Genomic DNA, 14,630 nt, shown 5'->3' with positions numbered 1-14,630 from the left:
CTCAGGAACTGAGGGCGGTGGAGCAGGCGGGGCACAGGCCCCAGTAGATGACCTCGGCCTCGTCGACGGCGAAGCCGCGGTCGTCGGACGCGGTCAGGCAGGGGGCGTGGCCGACCGCGCAGTCGACGTCGGCGACGGTCCCGCAGGAGCGGCACACGAGGTGGTGGTGGTTGTCGCCGACCCGTCCCTCGTAGAGGGCCGGGCTGCCGGGGGGATCGAGGCGGCGTATGAGTCCCGCCGCGGTGAGTGCGTGGAGCCCCTCGTACACGGCCTGGACGGAGATGTGGCCGACGCGGCCGCGCACCTCGGAGGCGATCGCCTCGGCGCCGAGGTGGTCACCGTCCCGCACGGCCTCGAGCAGTGCGACGCGGGCGGCCGTCACTCTCAGGCCGGCACCGCGCAGTTCCTCGGCGGTGGTCGGGGTCCGGGATGCGGTCATGGCGGACAACCTATCCGCACAAACACGAGCGGTTCAAGAAAACGAACAGTTCAATTTTGGTGTCGCGCAGGTGCGACCGGGCGTGGCGCGTGTACGCCTTGGCGCTGCACCCTTGTTGGCACACTGTGACCTCCGTCACAGCATCGATGATCGGGCTTCGGCGCGGTGGCGGGATGGTGTCAGCCGTGTGCGTGTCGCGCCAGCACCACCCGTGCCGTTTCGGCCATGGCCTCGTCGACCATCCGGCCCTCGAAGGTGAGGGCGCCGATGCCGTCGCGCTGGGCCGACTCCACGGCTGCGACGAGTCGGGTGTAGTGGTCGAGTTCCTCGGGCGTGGGGCTGAAGACCTCGTTGATCACAGGGACGTGGGTCGGGTGGATCGCCATCATTCCCTCGTAGCCCAGGGCACGGTTCTGCTCGGCGCAGGCACGCAGGCCCGTCAGGTCGGCTATGTCCGTCCACAGTCCGGTCACCGGGCACGGCGCTCCGGCGGCGCGGACGTCGAGCAGGACGCGGGAACGGAGGGCCAGGGTCTCGGTGCCCTGCGGGCTCCACCGGTAACCGACGGCGCGTTCCACGTCGCCGCCGGGTGCGGTGAGGGCTCCGGCGTATGCGACACGGGGGGCCGCGGCGGCGATGTCGTAGGCGTCGTGCAGGGCGCGGGCCGACTCCAGCAACGGGACGAGGGCCGTCGTGCCGGCGGGCAGGCCGCGTTCGTGTTCGCACCAGCCGATGAGGCGGTCCGCGAACCGTACGTCGACCGCGGTGTGCACCTTGGGCAGGACCACCCCGGCCAGTCCGGGGCGTACGACGGCACGCAGTTCCTCGGCGGCGGTCCAGTCGCCGAGCGGGTTGACGCGGACGAACAGGGCCATGCCGCCGGCCGGTTCCGCGGCGGCCTCCGCCAGGGCCTCGGCCACCCGGGCCCGGGCGAGCGGCTTGTCGGGTGCGGGAACCGCGTCCTCCAGGTCGAGGACGACGGCGTCGGCCCCGGCCGCGCGCGCCTTGGGCAGCCAGTCCGTGCGGTGACCGGGGACGAAGAGGAGGGAGCGGAGTGGGGGGCGGGGCGGGGTGGTGGGGTGGGGTTCGCGGGTGGCGGGTGGGCGGTTGGTGCCGGTGCTTGTGAAGCGGGGCTCATGGGCACTGGGCGTGCGAGGCGTGTCGGTGGTCGCTGCGCGCGGCTTGTCGGTTGTCGACGTGCGGGTGACGTCGGAGGCAGCCTGGCGCGCGCCAGTGCCAGGCGCGCGGGCGACGCCGGTCCCGACCGGACGCACCTCGCCCATGCCAGGCGCACGGGCGACGCCGCCGACAGCCGGGCCCGCCTCACCGACAGCAGACGCGCAGGCCTCGCCCTCGCCAGGCATGCGAGCCGGGGCGGCCGCAATCGGACGCACGCCGTCAGTAGCAGGCGTGCCGGCCATGCCGGTCCCCGGCGAACCCACCTCGCCGGTGCCAGGCACCCGTGCGACGCCGGCGGCAGCAGCCGCGCAGGCACCGCCGGTCGCAGCCGGGCGCCCGTCACCAGGGCCAGGTGCGCAGGCGGCGTCTGCCGCAGCCGGGCGGGGCCCACCAGCGGCGGGCATGCGGGCCTCGCCGGTAGCGCCGGTGCGGGGTTCAGACGACATCGTTCTTCTCCAGGTCGGCCAGTTCCCGGTCGCTCAGGCCGAGCCAGTCCCGGTACACGAGGTCGTTGTCCTGCCCCAGCGCGGGTCCGGTGCGCCAGATGTGGCCGGGGCGTTGCCGGAAGTGCGGGATGACGGCCTGCATCCGGACGTCGCCCAGGTCGGGGTCGTCGACGGTGACGATGTCGCCGCGTTCGGCGTAGACCGGGTCGGCGGCGATGTCGGCCGCGTCGAACACCCGGGAGGCCACCACCTCGGCGCGGGCGAAGGCCTCCAGGCATTCGGCGGCCGTGCGGTCGGCCACCCACACCCGCAGCCCGTCGTCCAACTCCCCGCGCCGTGCGTGCTGTTGATCCGACGTCGCGAACTCCTCCTCCGGCAGACCCAGCAGCCGGGCCACGTTGCGCACCGAGCGCAGGGTCGCGGAGGTCACGGTGATCCACTGCCCGTCGCGGGAGCGGTAGGTGTTGATCACGGCGGCGGGCGCTACGGCGAGCTGGTTGCCGGAGCGCTGCGGCACGGTTCCCAGCTGGTCGTGGACGATGACCTGCCATTCCACGAGCCGGAACAGCGGCTCGAACAGGGCCAGATCGATCCACTCGCCGTCGAAGCCGGGGTCGTGGTCGCGCCGGTGGAGGGCGGCCAGGACGGCATAGGCGCCCATCAGGCCGGTCACCGCGTCGCCGTGCGAGAAGCCGGTGTGGACGGGCGGCCCGTCCGGGGAACCGGTCAGGTGGACGACGCCGCTGCGGGCCTCGCCCATCTTGCCGAAGCCGGGGGCGTCGGCCTGGCTGGAGGTGGCACCGAAGCCGGAGATCTGGAGCAGGACGGCCTTGGGGTTGATCCGGTGCACGGACTCCCAGTCGAGGCCCCAGCGGCGCAGGCGCCCGGCGCGCAGGGTGACGATGACGACGTCCGCCCAGGCGACGAGGCGGTGGGCGACCGCACGGCCCGACTCGTGGTGCAGGTCGAGCGTGACCGAGCGCTTGTTGCGGGCGGCCACCTTGAACCACAGGGGAACACCGTTGCGCCGGGGGCCCATCGCACGGGCGGCGTCACCGGCGCCCGGGGGTTCGACGTGGACCACGTCCGCGCCCTGGTCGGCGAGCATCGAACCCGCGAGCGGGCCGGCCACCACATGAGCGAACTCGACCACCTTCAGTCCGCACAACTGGCCCTGCCCGGCGGTGTTCGGCATGTCCTTGTCCGACACGGATGCGTCCCCTCGGCTGAACTGGTCCGGTTCTTCAGACTGCCGAGGCGCAGAAATGCCTGTCCAGCAAAAGAAGACCATCAATCCATGCGGCCGGCGCATGAATCGCGGCTCTCGACGGTGGCTCAGGCCCAGGTGACTCCCGGCGGCAGGTCCCTGCCCTGGGCACGGAAGTCCTCGAGCGTCTCCAGGAAGTGCTCGGTGACACGCGGCAGGGTGCGGCGTGCGCGCAGGGCGATGTCGAGGCGCCGGTCGACCACGGGATCGACGAGCGGCCGGAACACGAAGGGCCCGGTGCCCAGCAGGGGCAGCACCAGGGCGGGCAGTGCGCTCACGCCGAGGCCGGCGGCGACCAGTCCGCCCACCGTGGCGACACTGCCGGCCTCGGCGGCCGGGACGGCGTGCGCGTCGACCTGGCCGAACGCGGCGTCCGTCAGCCGCCGTACGCTCGAGTCCCGTCCGACGGCGAGGAACGGTTCGCGGGCCAGATCCGCCCAGCCGACCTCGTCGCGGTCGGCGAGCGGATGATCCTCGCGCAGGACCGCGACGAAACGGTCCCGCACCAGCGGGCGGTGCTCCAGCCGCTCGGGCGGCACACCGACCGTGGTGATCGCGAAGTCCGCGTCGCCGGACAGGACCCGGTTCAGCACGGTCCGTTCGAGGCCGTCCAGCAGGCGTACGGCCACGCGCGGCCGTTCCGTGCGGAAGCCGGAGATGACCTGCGGAAGCAGTACCGCGGCGACGGAGGGCAGGGTGGCGACGGCGACCGTGCCGGACTCGCCGAGCAGGAAGCGGTCCAGCTCCTTCATCCCGGCCCGGTGGGCGCCGAGTATCTGCTCGGCGATCCGCAGAGCCTCCGTACCGGCGGCGGTCAACTGCACGTTGCGCGTGTCGCGTTCGAGCAGCTGTGCGCCGACCTGCCGCTCCAGGTCGGCGACCGCGCGACTGAGGGTCGACTGCGAGACGCCCAACTGGGCGGCCGCCGCGGTGAAACTGGTCGCCCGGGCGACGGCCGCGTACGCCGTCAGTTGACGCAGGGTGGCATCCATGGCCGGGAAGCGTACGTCAGAGTGGGCCGATTGATGCGTGGATCGCATCGACAGATGCCGGTTTGATGCTGGACATGGATCATCCGGCGCTCGGACACTCTCGGCTATCCCCGTACGCCCCGCCAGACCCCGCTCTCCGCGCCGGGGACCGCGACCGAGAAAGCGAGCGCCACCATGCCGGCAGCCCTGGGCTTCGCCACGATCGCCCTGTTCCTGTTGCTCACCATGACCAGACGTGTCTCGGTGCTGGTCGCGCTGGTGCTGCTTCCGGTGCTCGCGGCGCTGGCGGGCGGGTTCGCGGGCGAGCTGGGCGGGATGGTGCTCGACGGGCTGTCGAAGGTGGCGCCGACCGGCATCATGATCGCGTTCGCCGTGCTGTACTTCAGCCTCATGGTGGACGCCGGCCTGTTCGATCCGCTGATCCGCGGACTGCTGCGGCTGGCCAAGGGCGATCCGCTGCGCGTCACCGTCGCCACGGCCGTCCTCACGCTGTGCGTGGCCCTGGACGGCGACGGGGCCTCGACGTTCCTCATCACCGTCTCCGCGCTGCTGCCCGTCTACCGGAAGCTGGGCATGAGTCCGCTGGTGCTGTCCGGGGTCGTCTGCCTGGGGGCGGGCGTGATGAACATGCTTCCCTGGGGCGGGCCGACGGTGCGTGCCATGGCGGCGCTGAAGCTGGAGAGTTCGGACGTCTTCACGCCCGTGCTGCCCGCGATGGGGTTCGGGATCGCGTGGGTCCTGGTGGCGTCCTGGCTGATCGGCCGCCGGGAGCGGCGACGGCTCGGCGCTCTCACCGGGCCGGGCGAGGAGACCGCCGCGGGTGAGCCGGTTCCCGCGACGGCCCCCACCCTCGGTGACGACCCGGTGCCCGCGACGGCCCCCGCGCCCGGTGACGGACCGGGTGCCGTCCGGGTCGCGGCGCCCGCGCCGCGCCGGCTGACGGTCTTCAACCTGCTGCTGACCGTCGTGCTCCTCGTGGCGCTGATCCTGGAGGTCATGCCGCTACCCGTGCTGTTCGTCCTCGGGTTCGCGGTGGCTCTCCTGGTCAACCACCCCACGTGGGAACAGCAGCAGGCACTGCTGGACCGGCACGCGAAGAACGTCGTCCTGGTGACGACGATGATCTTCGCGGCCGGCGTGTTCACCGGGGTCCTGACCGGGACCGGGATGATCGACGACATGGCCGAGGCGCTCGTGTCCGTGATACCGGACTCCGTCGGCGGCCATCTCCCGGTCCTCGTGGCCGTCACGGGCATGCCGCTGAGCCTGGTCTTCACCCCGGACGCCTACTACTTCGGTGTCCTGCCCGTCCTGGCCGAGACGGCCCACGGCTTCGGCACCGACCCGGCCGAGATCGCCCGGGCCGCCGTTCTCGGCCAGATGACGACGGGCTTCCCGCTCAGCCCGCTGACCGCCGCCACGTTCATCCTGGTCGGCATGAGCGGCGTCCAGCTCGGCGAGCACCAGCGGTTCATCTTCCGCTGGGCCTTCGCCACCACGCTCGTGATGACCGCCGCCGCCGTCCTGACCGGCGCCCTGTCCCTCTGATCGGTGCTCACCTCCGGGCTGGGTCTCCCGGGGCGGCCGCCCGGACCACTCCCCTGGCCGTGGCCGACCTCGGCCGTCCCACGCCGGCCGAGCCGCGGCGGTGGGGCCGTAGGTCCGCGGCGCGGCTCTCCCGGAGCGACGCGGGCGGCCGGGACGGCCGTACGGGCCGAACAGCGGCGCCGACGGAAGACCGGTTCCCGGAGGGGAAGGGCGCGGGCACCGTGCGGTCCGGTGCGGTCCAGGGGCCCGGCCGAGAGCCGGCCCGGGCCATGAGGGCCCACCCGTCCCATGAAGAACCGGCCCGTCCCATGAGAACCGGCGCGCCTACCGGTCGTCCGATGAGGTCAGGCGTCCGATGAGGTCAGGCGTTCGAGCTGGGCGGCGGCCGTCGCGGCTTTGCGGTCGGCTTCGCGGACCCGGCGGTCGGCCGTGCGCGCCCGCTCCCGGGCCGACCGCTCCGCGAAGCGGGCCTGCTGGTGCTCCTCCCTGGTGCGGGCCAGTTCCTCGGTGAGTTCGTCGACGCGCCCCTGGAGGCGGGACACCTGCTGTTTCGCCTCCTCCGCGGCCTGGCCGGCGGCCGCGGCCTCGTCCTTGAGCGCCCGCAGCTCCCGGTCGGCGGCCTCGGCGTCCCGCCGGGCCTGGGCCAGCCGTCGCCGCTGTTCCTCGCCGGCCTTGCGGCCCGGGCGGGAGGGGGCCGTCGCGGCGGACGGGCGAGGCTGTGTCGTGGCGCTCTCCGTGCCGGCGCTCTCCGCGAGCGGGAAGCCGACAGCGGCGCTGAGCGGCTTGGCCAGCCGGCCGCTCGCCCATGCCTGGGCGGCCTCGGGGTCGGCCAGTACGGCGTGCAGGGTGTTCTCGACCTCCCGCTGCACGCCCTCGCCGATCGGATGGCCGGCCTCCACGGCGAGCTGCCGGGCCTGAGCGGACAGCGCGCGGATGAGCGCGTGCTGCTGCCGGCTCAGTTCGCGCAGTTGTGTGCGGTCCAGGGCGTGGTGGGCGTGCCGCAGTCCTTCGCCCAGGCGGAGCAGGGGCTCGACATCGCCGGGCCGGCTGCGGACCAGGAGGTTGCTGGCCCAGGCGGCGAGGCTGGGTTTACGCAACGTGCCGATCCGGTCGGCGAGTTCACGGTCACCGGCCGTGCGGGCGGCGGCCACGGCCGATGCCCGGGCAGCGGTGAACTCCTCCGGCCGCAGGGCGTACAACTCGTCGGCCACAGCGTCGAAGTCCATGAGCGTCCCTTTCGCGTGGCGGCGCTGTTCCGATCATCCCAGGCAAGGCCGCGAAGGGCTCGTGGAGCGCGGCGTTCCGGCGGGGCGGAGCGCTCCGGAGGCACCCCCTTCATGATCCGGAAATCGACGGTTTAACATATGAGCGCCGCCTAGCTCGAAAGATGGATCTGTGACTGTCAACGACGACTCGTTCACCAACTGGAAGAACCGCGAGGAGATCGCGGAGTCGATGATCCCGATCATCGGGAAGCTGCACCGGGAGCGGGACGTGACCGTCCTGCTGCACAGCCGCTCCCTGGTGAACAAGTCGGTGGTCAGCATCCTCAAGACCCACCGGTTCGCCCGGCAGATCGCCGGCGCGGAGCTCTCGGTCACCGAGACGCTGCCGTTCCTGAAGACCCTGGCCGAGCTCGACCTCGGGCCGTCCCAGATCGACATCGGCATGCTCGCCGCGACGTACCGCGAGGACGACCGCGGCCTGTCCGTCGCCGAGTTCACCGCCGAGGCCGTCGCCGGTGCCACCGGAGCCAACAAGATCGAGCGCCGCGAAGGGCGTGACGTCGTCCTCTACGGGTTCGGCCGCATCGGCCGGCTCGTGGCCCGGCTGCTGATCGAGAAGTCCGGGTCGGGCAACGGTCTGCGGCTGCGGGCCATCGTCGTGCGCGGCGGTGGGGAGCAGGACATCGTCAAGCGCGCCTCGCTGCTGCGCCGCGACTCCATTCACGGCCAGTTCCAGGGCACGATCACCGTCGACGAGGCGAACAGCACGATCGTCGCCAACGGCAACGCGATCAAGGTCATCTACGCGAACGACCCGTCCGAGGTGGACTACACGGCGTACGGCATCAAGGACGCCATCCTCATCGACAACACCGGTAAGTGGCGCGACCGCGAGGGCCTGTCCACGCACCTGCGCCCCGGCATCGACAAGGTCGTGCTGACCGCGCCCGGCAAGGGCGACGTCCCGAACATCGTGCACGGCGTCAACCACGACACGATCAAGCCGGACGAGCAGATCCTGTCCTGCGCGTCCTGCACGACGAACGCGATCGTGCCGCCGCTGAAGGCGATGGACGACGAGTTCGGGGTCCAGCGGGGCCACGTCGAGACCGTCCACTCGTTCACCAACGACCAGAACCTGCTGGACAACTACCACAAGTCCGAGCGCCGGGGCCGCAGCGCGCCGCTCAACATGGTCATCACCGAGACGGGTGCCGCCTCCGCCGTCGCCAAGGCGCTGCCCGACCTCAAGGCGAAGATCACCGGCAGCTCCATCCGGGTCCCGGTGCCGGACGTCTCCATCGCGATCCTCAACCTCCAGCTCGCGAGGGAGACCACCCGCCAGGAGGTTCTCGACTACCTGCGCGAGGTGTCCCTGACCTCGCCGCTGAAGCGCCAGATCGACTTCATCAGCGCGCCCGACGCGGTCTCCAGCGACTTCATCGGCTCGCGCCACGCCTCGATCGTCGACGCCGGCGCCACCAAGGTGGAGGGCGACAACGCCATCCTCTACCTTTGGTACGACAACGAGTTCGGTTACTCCTGCCAGGTCATCCGTGTCGTACAGCACGTGTCCGGGGTGGAGTACCCGACGTACCCGGCTCCGGCGGTCTGAGCCCTGGGGACCACGCGGGGCGTGTCCGGCTGGCACGCCCCGCGTTCTCATGCCTCAGGAGCGGGTCAGCTCGATCCTGTACTGCCGTGTCTTCGAGCCGTCCTCGCTGCTGACGGTCACGACGGCCACGCGTGATGTCTCCTCGCGGACGGTGACCTTCGCGTACGGGTCACGTGGTGTGGCGGTGACCTTCGCCCGGTCCGGGCGGTCGGTGGTCACCCGGTAGGCGGTCCGGTCCGGGTCGAAGCCGCCGATCGCCACGCCGTCCACCTCGATCGACGCGGCCGCGGCGTCCGCGGAGGCGCCGGGTGCCCTGGCGAACAGCTCGATCTCGCCGAGGGTGATGTAGCCGCCCGGCCGGGCCGTCATGACCACGCGTACCCCGGTCACCGGGCCGGAGGCGCGCACCGGGACGTCGGCGACGGGTGTGCCCTCGGTGCCGACGGACACGGTCTCGCTCGCGTCGGTCCAGGTGCCGTCGGCCCCTCGCACCTGCACCTTGAGGGACTCCGCGAAGCTGACGTTGGTGCCGTCGCGGTGGAAGTGGGTCACCACCCGGGTCAGATCGCGCGCCTCGGGCAGAGTGAAGGTGATGGTGTCCGACGGGTTCTTCGTGCCGGACCTCCAGTTCGACCAGGCCTTCTCGGACGTGTTTCCGTTGCGCAGGCCGTCTGCGGAGTACCCGCTCTCGGTGTACGTCGCGCCGACGGTCACGCCCTCGTCGGGCGCGGCGTTCTTCTCCCGGGGTGCGGTCACCTGGACGCGTACGGTCGCCGCCGCCCCGGTGCCGCCGGGGACGTGGGCGGTGCCGCGCAGGGGCACCACTCCGGCGTCGTCGAACGCGCCGTCGGGTGCGGGGTCCCAGGTGACCGGGAGCTCGGCGGTTCCGCCGTGCCGTCCGACGCCGGTGACGGTGGCGGGCAGGTCGGGCCGTCCGCCGGTGTAGGTCTTGGCGCGGGCCGGGAGGGTGGAGCCGATGGTGTCCACGGTGACGACCGCCTCGGCGCGGACGGTCCGTCCGAGGGCGTCGGTCGCCCTGCCCTTCACCCTTACCGTTCCGGGCTTGCTCCAGCGTGTCTCGGAGGGCAGCGTCCACCGCACGGGGAGGGCGCCCCGGGCGCCGTCCCGGAAGACGGGCGTCACGGTGCCGGGCAGTTCGGGCGCGCGGCCGGGGACGGTGAACGCCTCGGCCGGCTGGGTACGCAGCACCGTCTCGTCGGTCACGGCCCAGCGCTGGTTCGCGTTGGAGGTGGGAAGGAAGGCCGACACGCGGGCGCCGTCCGCCGTCGACTGCCCGACGACGTCGAGGAGCCGGCCCGTGGCGGCGTTGACGAAGGTCCAGGTGCCGTCTCCGGTGGTCGACATGATCCACTGCGCGGCCGGTGTGTCGGCGTCCTCCAGGACGGCGTCGTCGTTCCGCACGGCGAGGCGTTCGCCCGTCTCCGCGTTGAGGAGGGCGTAGCGGTCACGGTTGCCGTCGCCGCGGGTCAGCCGTTTCACGGACCACAGCTGGGACTTGGCGGCCGGGTCGGGCGTACGGACGACGACGCCGTCGCCGTCGGCGGACGGGGCCAGGGACTTGCCGCTCTGGGCTCCCTGGAGGCGGTAGACGTGGCCGGGCTGGACGAGCGCGGCGTCCTCGGCGGTGCCGGACACGCCGTCGACGAGGAGGGTGGTGACCGACTTGGCCGGGACAGTGACCGTGGCGGAGTCGTCCTTCACCTTCACCGGTGTACCGCGGACGAGCGCTCCGCCGGCGCTGGTCACCACGGGCGTGACGGTGGCGCCGGGGGCGACGCGCTTGAACCGCGAGAGGTCCAGCGTCACGGCACGCGGGGTAGTGCCGCTGTTGACGTGCACGACGGTCGCCCCGCGGCCGGACTTGCGGACGGCGGCGACGCTGGAGGGGTCGTCGGCCTTGACGAAGTGGTCGCCGGGCCGGATGTGGTGAGTGAAGTTGCGCAGGGTGTGGAACTTGGTGTTGGCCCGCACCGGGCAGGTCTCCAGGGTGTCCTTCGCGGTGCAGTTGAACGGGATGTGGATGCTGCCCCAGTTCTTGCCGGCCGCCGCCTGAGGGATGGAGTCCTCGACGGGCTGCCACAACACCCAGGCGGACGGCTCCAGTTCACGGATGTCCTCGACGACCCGGGTGGCGATGCCGAGCCCCGGATCCATACCGGTGAAGTCGGTGCCGGTCCCCCAGGTGCCCTCGACCTCGCTCATCCAGAACGGCTTGTCCGCGGCCTTGGCGCTGTCCCGGGCGCTGGTGCGCATGCCGGTGCCGTACGTGTGCACGTTGAGCTGGTCGACGGCGGCGCGGGCGGAGTTGTCGTAGGCGTTCCAGTTGCGGACGAAGGTGCTGGGGTTGGTCTCGTCCATCGCGGAGATCGTCGCGCGGGTTCTCGACTTCTCCAGTGCGCGGTGCAGGGCCAGGACGACCTTCTGCTGGAGCTCCGGGCCGGCGTGCGCGCCCTCCTGGCGGCCGCCGGTGGGCTGTCCGTCGGGGCCGATCTGGGTGCCCCAGTAGTTGGTGTTGGGCTCGTTGAGCGGGGCGATGGTGTCGAACTTGATGCGGTGCTTCTTCTCCAGCTGCTCGGTCACCTTGACCAGGTAGGTGGCGAAGTCGTCGACGCGGTCGGCCCGTATCTGATCGGTGTTGGCGTCGAAGCCGCCCGAGACGTAGCCGCTGACGGTCTGGAACCAGGGCGGGGAGTTGCTGAACGCCTCCCAGCGGGTGATCTTCTTCTTGACGCGGTCCACCCACCAGCGCTGGCCCGGGTCGGCGGACCAGTCCCAGTGGTCGGGGTTCTCGGGGTTCCACCAGTCGGTGTCCTCCCTGGTGGTGCCCTCGGGGGCCTTCCAGAAGCCGTCCATCGTCGCGCCGGTCTTCATGTAGTCCTTGCGGACGTCCGGGGCGTTGCCGCCGCCGATGTTGTAGCGCGCGATGTTGAGGCGGAGGCCGTCCTCACCGAACAGCATGTCGGCGAGCTTCTGCCGGATGGGTTCCGGGTAGCGGCCGGTGATGTTGGCGAACCAGACGAGGCTTGTCCCCCACCCCTCGAACTCCTGCTGCCGGTAGGACGGGTCGATCCGTACCGTGACCGCGCTGCCGGGCGGTTCGGCGGCAGCGGCAGGAGGTGCGGTCACGAGTCCCGCACCGAGAACCAGGGGGACGCCGGCCGCCAGTGCCCGGGCGAGGCGATGTCTGCTGGACATGAATTCCCTTCGAGAGCGAACAGAACCGCGCAGAACCAATCGAGTTTCCCGAATGTTTTAGGACGGCAATCAACACGTCAAGAGGCGGGACGAGTTGGGAACCGACGCACACCCCTTGACGCGCTCCACCTCGCCAGTCCAATAATGATCGCCCACAGATCGTCCACATATCTAAACGACGTTCTCTGTTGTGTACGCGAGCGAACGCGGGAGGCACAGTGACCGGTTCAGGCTTATCCCGCAGTCGTCCGATCGTCGCGTCCCTCGCCGTCCTGCTCGCCGCCTCCGGCTGCTCGGTGGCCGGTGCCGACCCCATCGGCGGCGGTCCCGACACCCTGCGCATCGTGCTTCCCGAGGAACCGCCGACGCTCGAACCCTGTGACGCCTCGCTGACCGCGACGGGCCGGGTGACACGGGCCAACATCACGGAGGCGCTCACCGAGCGCGAACCGTCCACGGGACGCCTGGAACCCGCCCTCGCCACCAAGTGGACCCGCGATTCGGCCACTTCGTGGACCTTCACCCTCCGCAGGGGTGTCACCTTCCACGACGGTTCGCCGTTCACCGCGGCGGCGGCCGCGTTCTCCGTCAAGCGCGCCACGGACTCGGGGATCGACTGCAACGTCGACGGCTACATCTTCGCCGACAGCGAGCTCACCGCCACACCCGTCGACGACACCACGCTCCGGGTCACCACGGCGAAGCCCGACCCGATCCTGCCGCTGCGCCTGTCCTTCGTCGAGGTCGTGCCGACAAGCACCGATCCGGATTCCCGGGTGCGCGAGCCGGTCGGCACGGGGCCCTACCGGATCGACGAGTGGAACCAGGGCCGCTATCTGCGGCTCAAGCGCTTCCCCGGCTACTGGGGCAAGGCCCCCGACTTCGCCGCCGCCACCTATGTCTGGCGCGCCGAGGGCAGTGTGCGCGCCGCGATGGTCACGAACGACGAGGCGGATGTCGCGATCGGCCTCGCGCCGGAGGACGGGGCGGGCGACCGGGCCGTCGAATTCGCCACCAACGAGGTCTCGTACCTGCGGATGGACGCCACCAAGCCGCCCCTGGACGACATCCGCGTCCGGCAGGCCGTCAACTACGCCATCGACCGGGAGGGTCTGGTCACCGCGGTCTTCGCCGGCCGGCCCACCGGTCAGCTCGTGGCGAAGGGCGTCACCGGCCACAACCGGCGCCTGCGGCCGTGGCCCTACGACCCGGAACGCGCCCGGAAGCTCGTCGCCGAGGCCCGCGCCGACGGAGTCCGCACCGACACCACGCTCACCATCATCGGCCGCAACGGCATCTACCCGAAGGCCGCCGAGGCGATGGAGGTCGTCCAGGACGGCCTGATCAAGGCCGGGCTGAAGGTCAGGATCAAGATGCTCGACGTCAACGCCTGGCTGGAGTACCTGCTGCGCCCCTTCCCCGCCGGCGACACCGGCCCCACCCTGCTCCAGGCGCAGCACGGCAACCAGGCGGGGGACGCCGCGTTCACGATGGCGCAGATCTACGGCAGCGAGGGCGCCCAGAGCAGCTACGGAACCGACGCGCTCGACACGCTCATCGAACGGGCCGAGCTCGCCTCGGGCGGGAAACGGCAGCAGGCGTTCGCGGACGCGTTCACCCACCAGAACGACAAGGTCGTACGGGACGCCGTCATGGCCAACATGACCGGCCTGCTGGCCCTCTCCCCCAAGGTCCGCTACCGGCCCGATTCAGCCACCAACGACGAGATGCGGCTCGCCGACATGCGGCGCGCGGACTGAGGGAGGACATCACGTGCTGACCCTGCTGCGCCGCCGCGCGGTCTCCAGCGTCGTACCGCTGCTCGTGGTGGTGCTCGGCGTGTTCTTCCTGGCCCGCCTCACCGGCGACCCCGCCAACCTGTACCTGCCGCTGAGCGCGACGCCCGAGATGCGGGCCGAGTTCGCCGCCCGCAACGGCCTGGACGACCCGCTGATCACCCAGTTCGGCGACTATCTCGCCCAGGTCGTCCATCTCGACTTCGGCGAGTCGCTGCGCACCGCTCAGCCGGCCGGCGAGGCCGTCCTGCGGGCCTTCCCCGCCACTCTCCAACTGGCCGGCTGGACGATGCTGCTGGCCATCGTGGGCGCCGTGGTCATCGGCAGCCTGGCGGCCTACCGCCCGAACTCGGCGACCGACCGGATCGCGAGCTTCCTGTCCTCCACGGCGGCCAGCGTGCCCGACTTCTGGATCGCCATCATGGGCGTGCTGGTCTTCGCGGTCACGCTGGGCTGGCTGCCCACCTCCGGCACGAGCGGCGCGGCGGCGTGGGTGCTGCCCGTGGCCACGCTGCTGATCCGGCCGTTCGGCGTGCTGGTCCAGGTGGTGCGGGGCGCCATGGTCTCCGCGCTGTCCGCGCCGTACGTGAAGGTGGCGCGCGCCAAGGGGGCCTCCGAGTTCCGGGTGGTCTTCGGGCACGCCCTGCGCAACGCGGCCGCACCGGCGCTGACCGTCGCGGGCGATCTGGCCGTGGGGCTGGTCAACGGGGCCGTCGTCGTCGAGACGATCTTCGGCTGGCCCGGGATCGGCAAACTCATGATCGACTCGGTGCTCCAGCGCGACTTCGCGGTGCTCCAGGCGGCAGTACTCCTGACCGCTCTGGCGATCTTCGCCCTCAACATCCTGGTGGACCTGAGCCACGCGCTCCTCGACCCGCGGGTACGGCAGCGGGCGGCGGCATGAGC

The 14,630-nt window shown here is 71.6% G+C and carries 10 protein-coding genes; 4 read left to right on the top strand and 6 right to left on the bottom strand.

The annotated features are described in order from the left end of the window. Nucleotide 1 precedes the first annotated feature (1 nt). The 4 genes from CP976_RS40030 to CP976_RS40015 form a co-directional block, all read right to left on the bottom strand. Nucleotides 2-439: a Fur family transcriptional regulator gene (locus tag CP976_RS40030; protein WP_150484743.1), complete on the bottom strand. Its 438-nt coding sequence runs from the start codon at nt 437-439 to the stop codon at nt 2-4. A 179-nt stretch (nt 440-618) separates the two neighbouring features. Next, nucleotides 619-1,833 carry an HpcH/HpaI aldolase/citrate lyase family protein gene (locus CP976_RS40025; RefSeq protein ID WP_244403674.1) on the bottom strand — a complete coding sequence of 405 codons (1,215 nt, stop codon included), beginning with the start codon at nt 1,831-1,833 and terminating at the stop codon, nt 619-621. Between the two features lie 220 nt (nt 1,834-2,053). Continuing rightward, nucleotides 2,054-3,259, bottom strand: coding sequence for a CaiB/BaiF CoA transferase family protein (locus tag CP976_RS40020; protein WP_150485711.1), 1,206 nt, complete (start codon nt 3,257-3,259; stop codon nt 2,054-2,056). Nucleotides 3,260-3,399: 140 nt separating this feature from the next. Next, the gene (locus CP976_RS40015) at nt 3,400-4,323 is read right to left on the bottom strand and encodes a LysR family transcriptional regulator (RefSeq protein WP_150484742.1); all 924 of its coding nucleotides are present in this window, start codon (nt 4,321-4,323) and stop codon (nt 3,400-3,402) included. A gap of 174 nt (nt 4,324-4,497) precedes the next feature. Between CP976_RS40015 and CP976_RS40010 the strand changes: the two genes are divergently transcribed. After that, entirely contained in the window at nt 4,498-5,871 is a 1,374-nt protein-coding gene (locus tag CP976_RS40010; RefSeq protein WP_150484741.1) for a CitMHS family transporter, read from the top strand. A gap of 344 nt (nt 5,872-6,215) precedes the next feature. On the opposite strand, the gene CP976_RS40005 is transcribed toward CP976_RS40010, so the two are convergent. Beyond that, nucleotides 6,216-7,097, bottom strand: coding sequence for a hypothetical protein (locus tag CP976_RS40005; protein ID WP_150484740.1), 882 nt, complete (start codon nt 7,095-7,097; stop codon nt 6,216-6,218). Nucleotides 7,098-7,266: 169 nt separating this feature from the next. On the opposite strand from CP976_RS40005, the gene CP976_RS40000 reads away from it, so the two are divergent. Further along, nucleotides 7,267-8,712 carry a glyceraldehyde-3-phosphate dehydrogenase gene (locus CP976_RS40000; protein ID WP_150484739.1) on the top strand — a complete coding sequence of 482 codons (1,446 nt, stop codon included), beginning with the start codon at nt 7,267-7,269 and terminating at the stop codon, nt 8,710-8,712. 54 nt (nt 8,713-8,766) lie between these two features. Here the strand turns inward: CP976_RS40000 and CP976_RS39995 are convergent, their stop codons facing one another. Next, nucleotides 8,767-11,928: an RICIN domain-containing protein gene (locus CP976_RS39995; RefSeq protein ID WP_150484738.1), complete on the bottom strand. Its 3,162-nt coding sequence runs from the start codon at nt 11,926-11,928 to the stop codon at nt 8,767-8,769. Nucleotides 11,929-12,146: 218 nt separating this feature from the next. Here CP976_RS39995 and CP976_RS39990 point away from each other — a divergent pair, with 218 nt between their 5' ends. Further along, nucleotides 12,147-13,688, top strand: coding sequence for an ABC transporter substrate-binding protein (locus CP976_RS39990; RefSeq protein ID WP_150484737.1), 1,542 nt, complete (start codon nt 12,147-12,149; stop codon nt 13,686-13,688). A gap of 13 nt (nt 13,689-13,701) precedes the next feature. Beyond that, the gene (locus tag CP976_RS39985; protein ID WP_150484736.1) at nt 13,702-14,628 is read left to right on the top strand and encodes an ABC transporter permease; all 927 of its coding nucleotides are present in this window, start codon (nt 13,702-13,704) and stop codon (nt 14,626-14,628) included. Nucleotides 14,629-14,630: the final 2 nt, after the last annotated feature.

This window comes from Streptomyces coeruleorubidus (assembly GCF_008705135.1).
GTDB classification, from domain to species: Bacteria; Actinomycetota; Actinomycetes; order Streptomycetales; family Streptomycetaceae; genus Streptomyces; species Streptomyces coeruleofuscus.
Note: the sequence above shows the minus strand (reverse complement) of the source record. Positions and strands in the feature narration are given on the sequence as shown.

Coding starts and splice junctions, on each gene's coding strand:
- CP976_RS40030 (WP_150484743.1), bottom strand. CDS start 439: ATGACCGCATCCCGGACCCCGACCACCGCCGAGGAACTGCGCGGTGCC.
- CP976_RS40020 (WP_150485711.1), bottom strand. CDS start 3,259: ATGCCGAACACCGCCGGGCAGGGCCAGTTGTGCGGACTGAAGGTGGTC.
- CP976_RS40015 (WP_150484742.1), bottom strand. CDS start 4,323: ATGGATGCCACCCTGCGTCAACTGACGGCGTACGCGGCCGTCGCCCGG.
- CP976_RS40010 (WP_150484741.1), top strand. CDS start 4,498: ATGCCGGCAGCCCTGGGCTTCGCCACGATCGCCCTGTTCCTGTTGCTC.
- CP976_RS40005 (WP_150484740.1), bottom strand. CDS start 7,097: ATGGACTTCGACGCTGTGGCCGACGAGTTGTACGCCCTGCGGCCGGAG.
- CP976_RS39995 (WP_150484738.1), bottom strand. CDS start 11,928: ATGTCCAGCAGACATCGCCTCGCCCGGGCACTGGCGGCCGGCGTCCCC.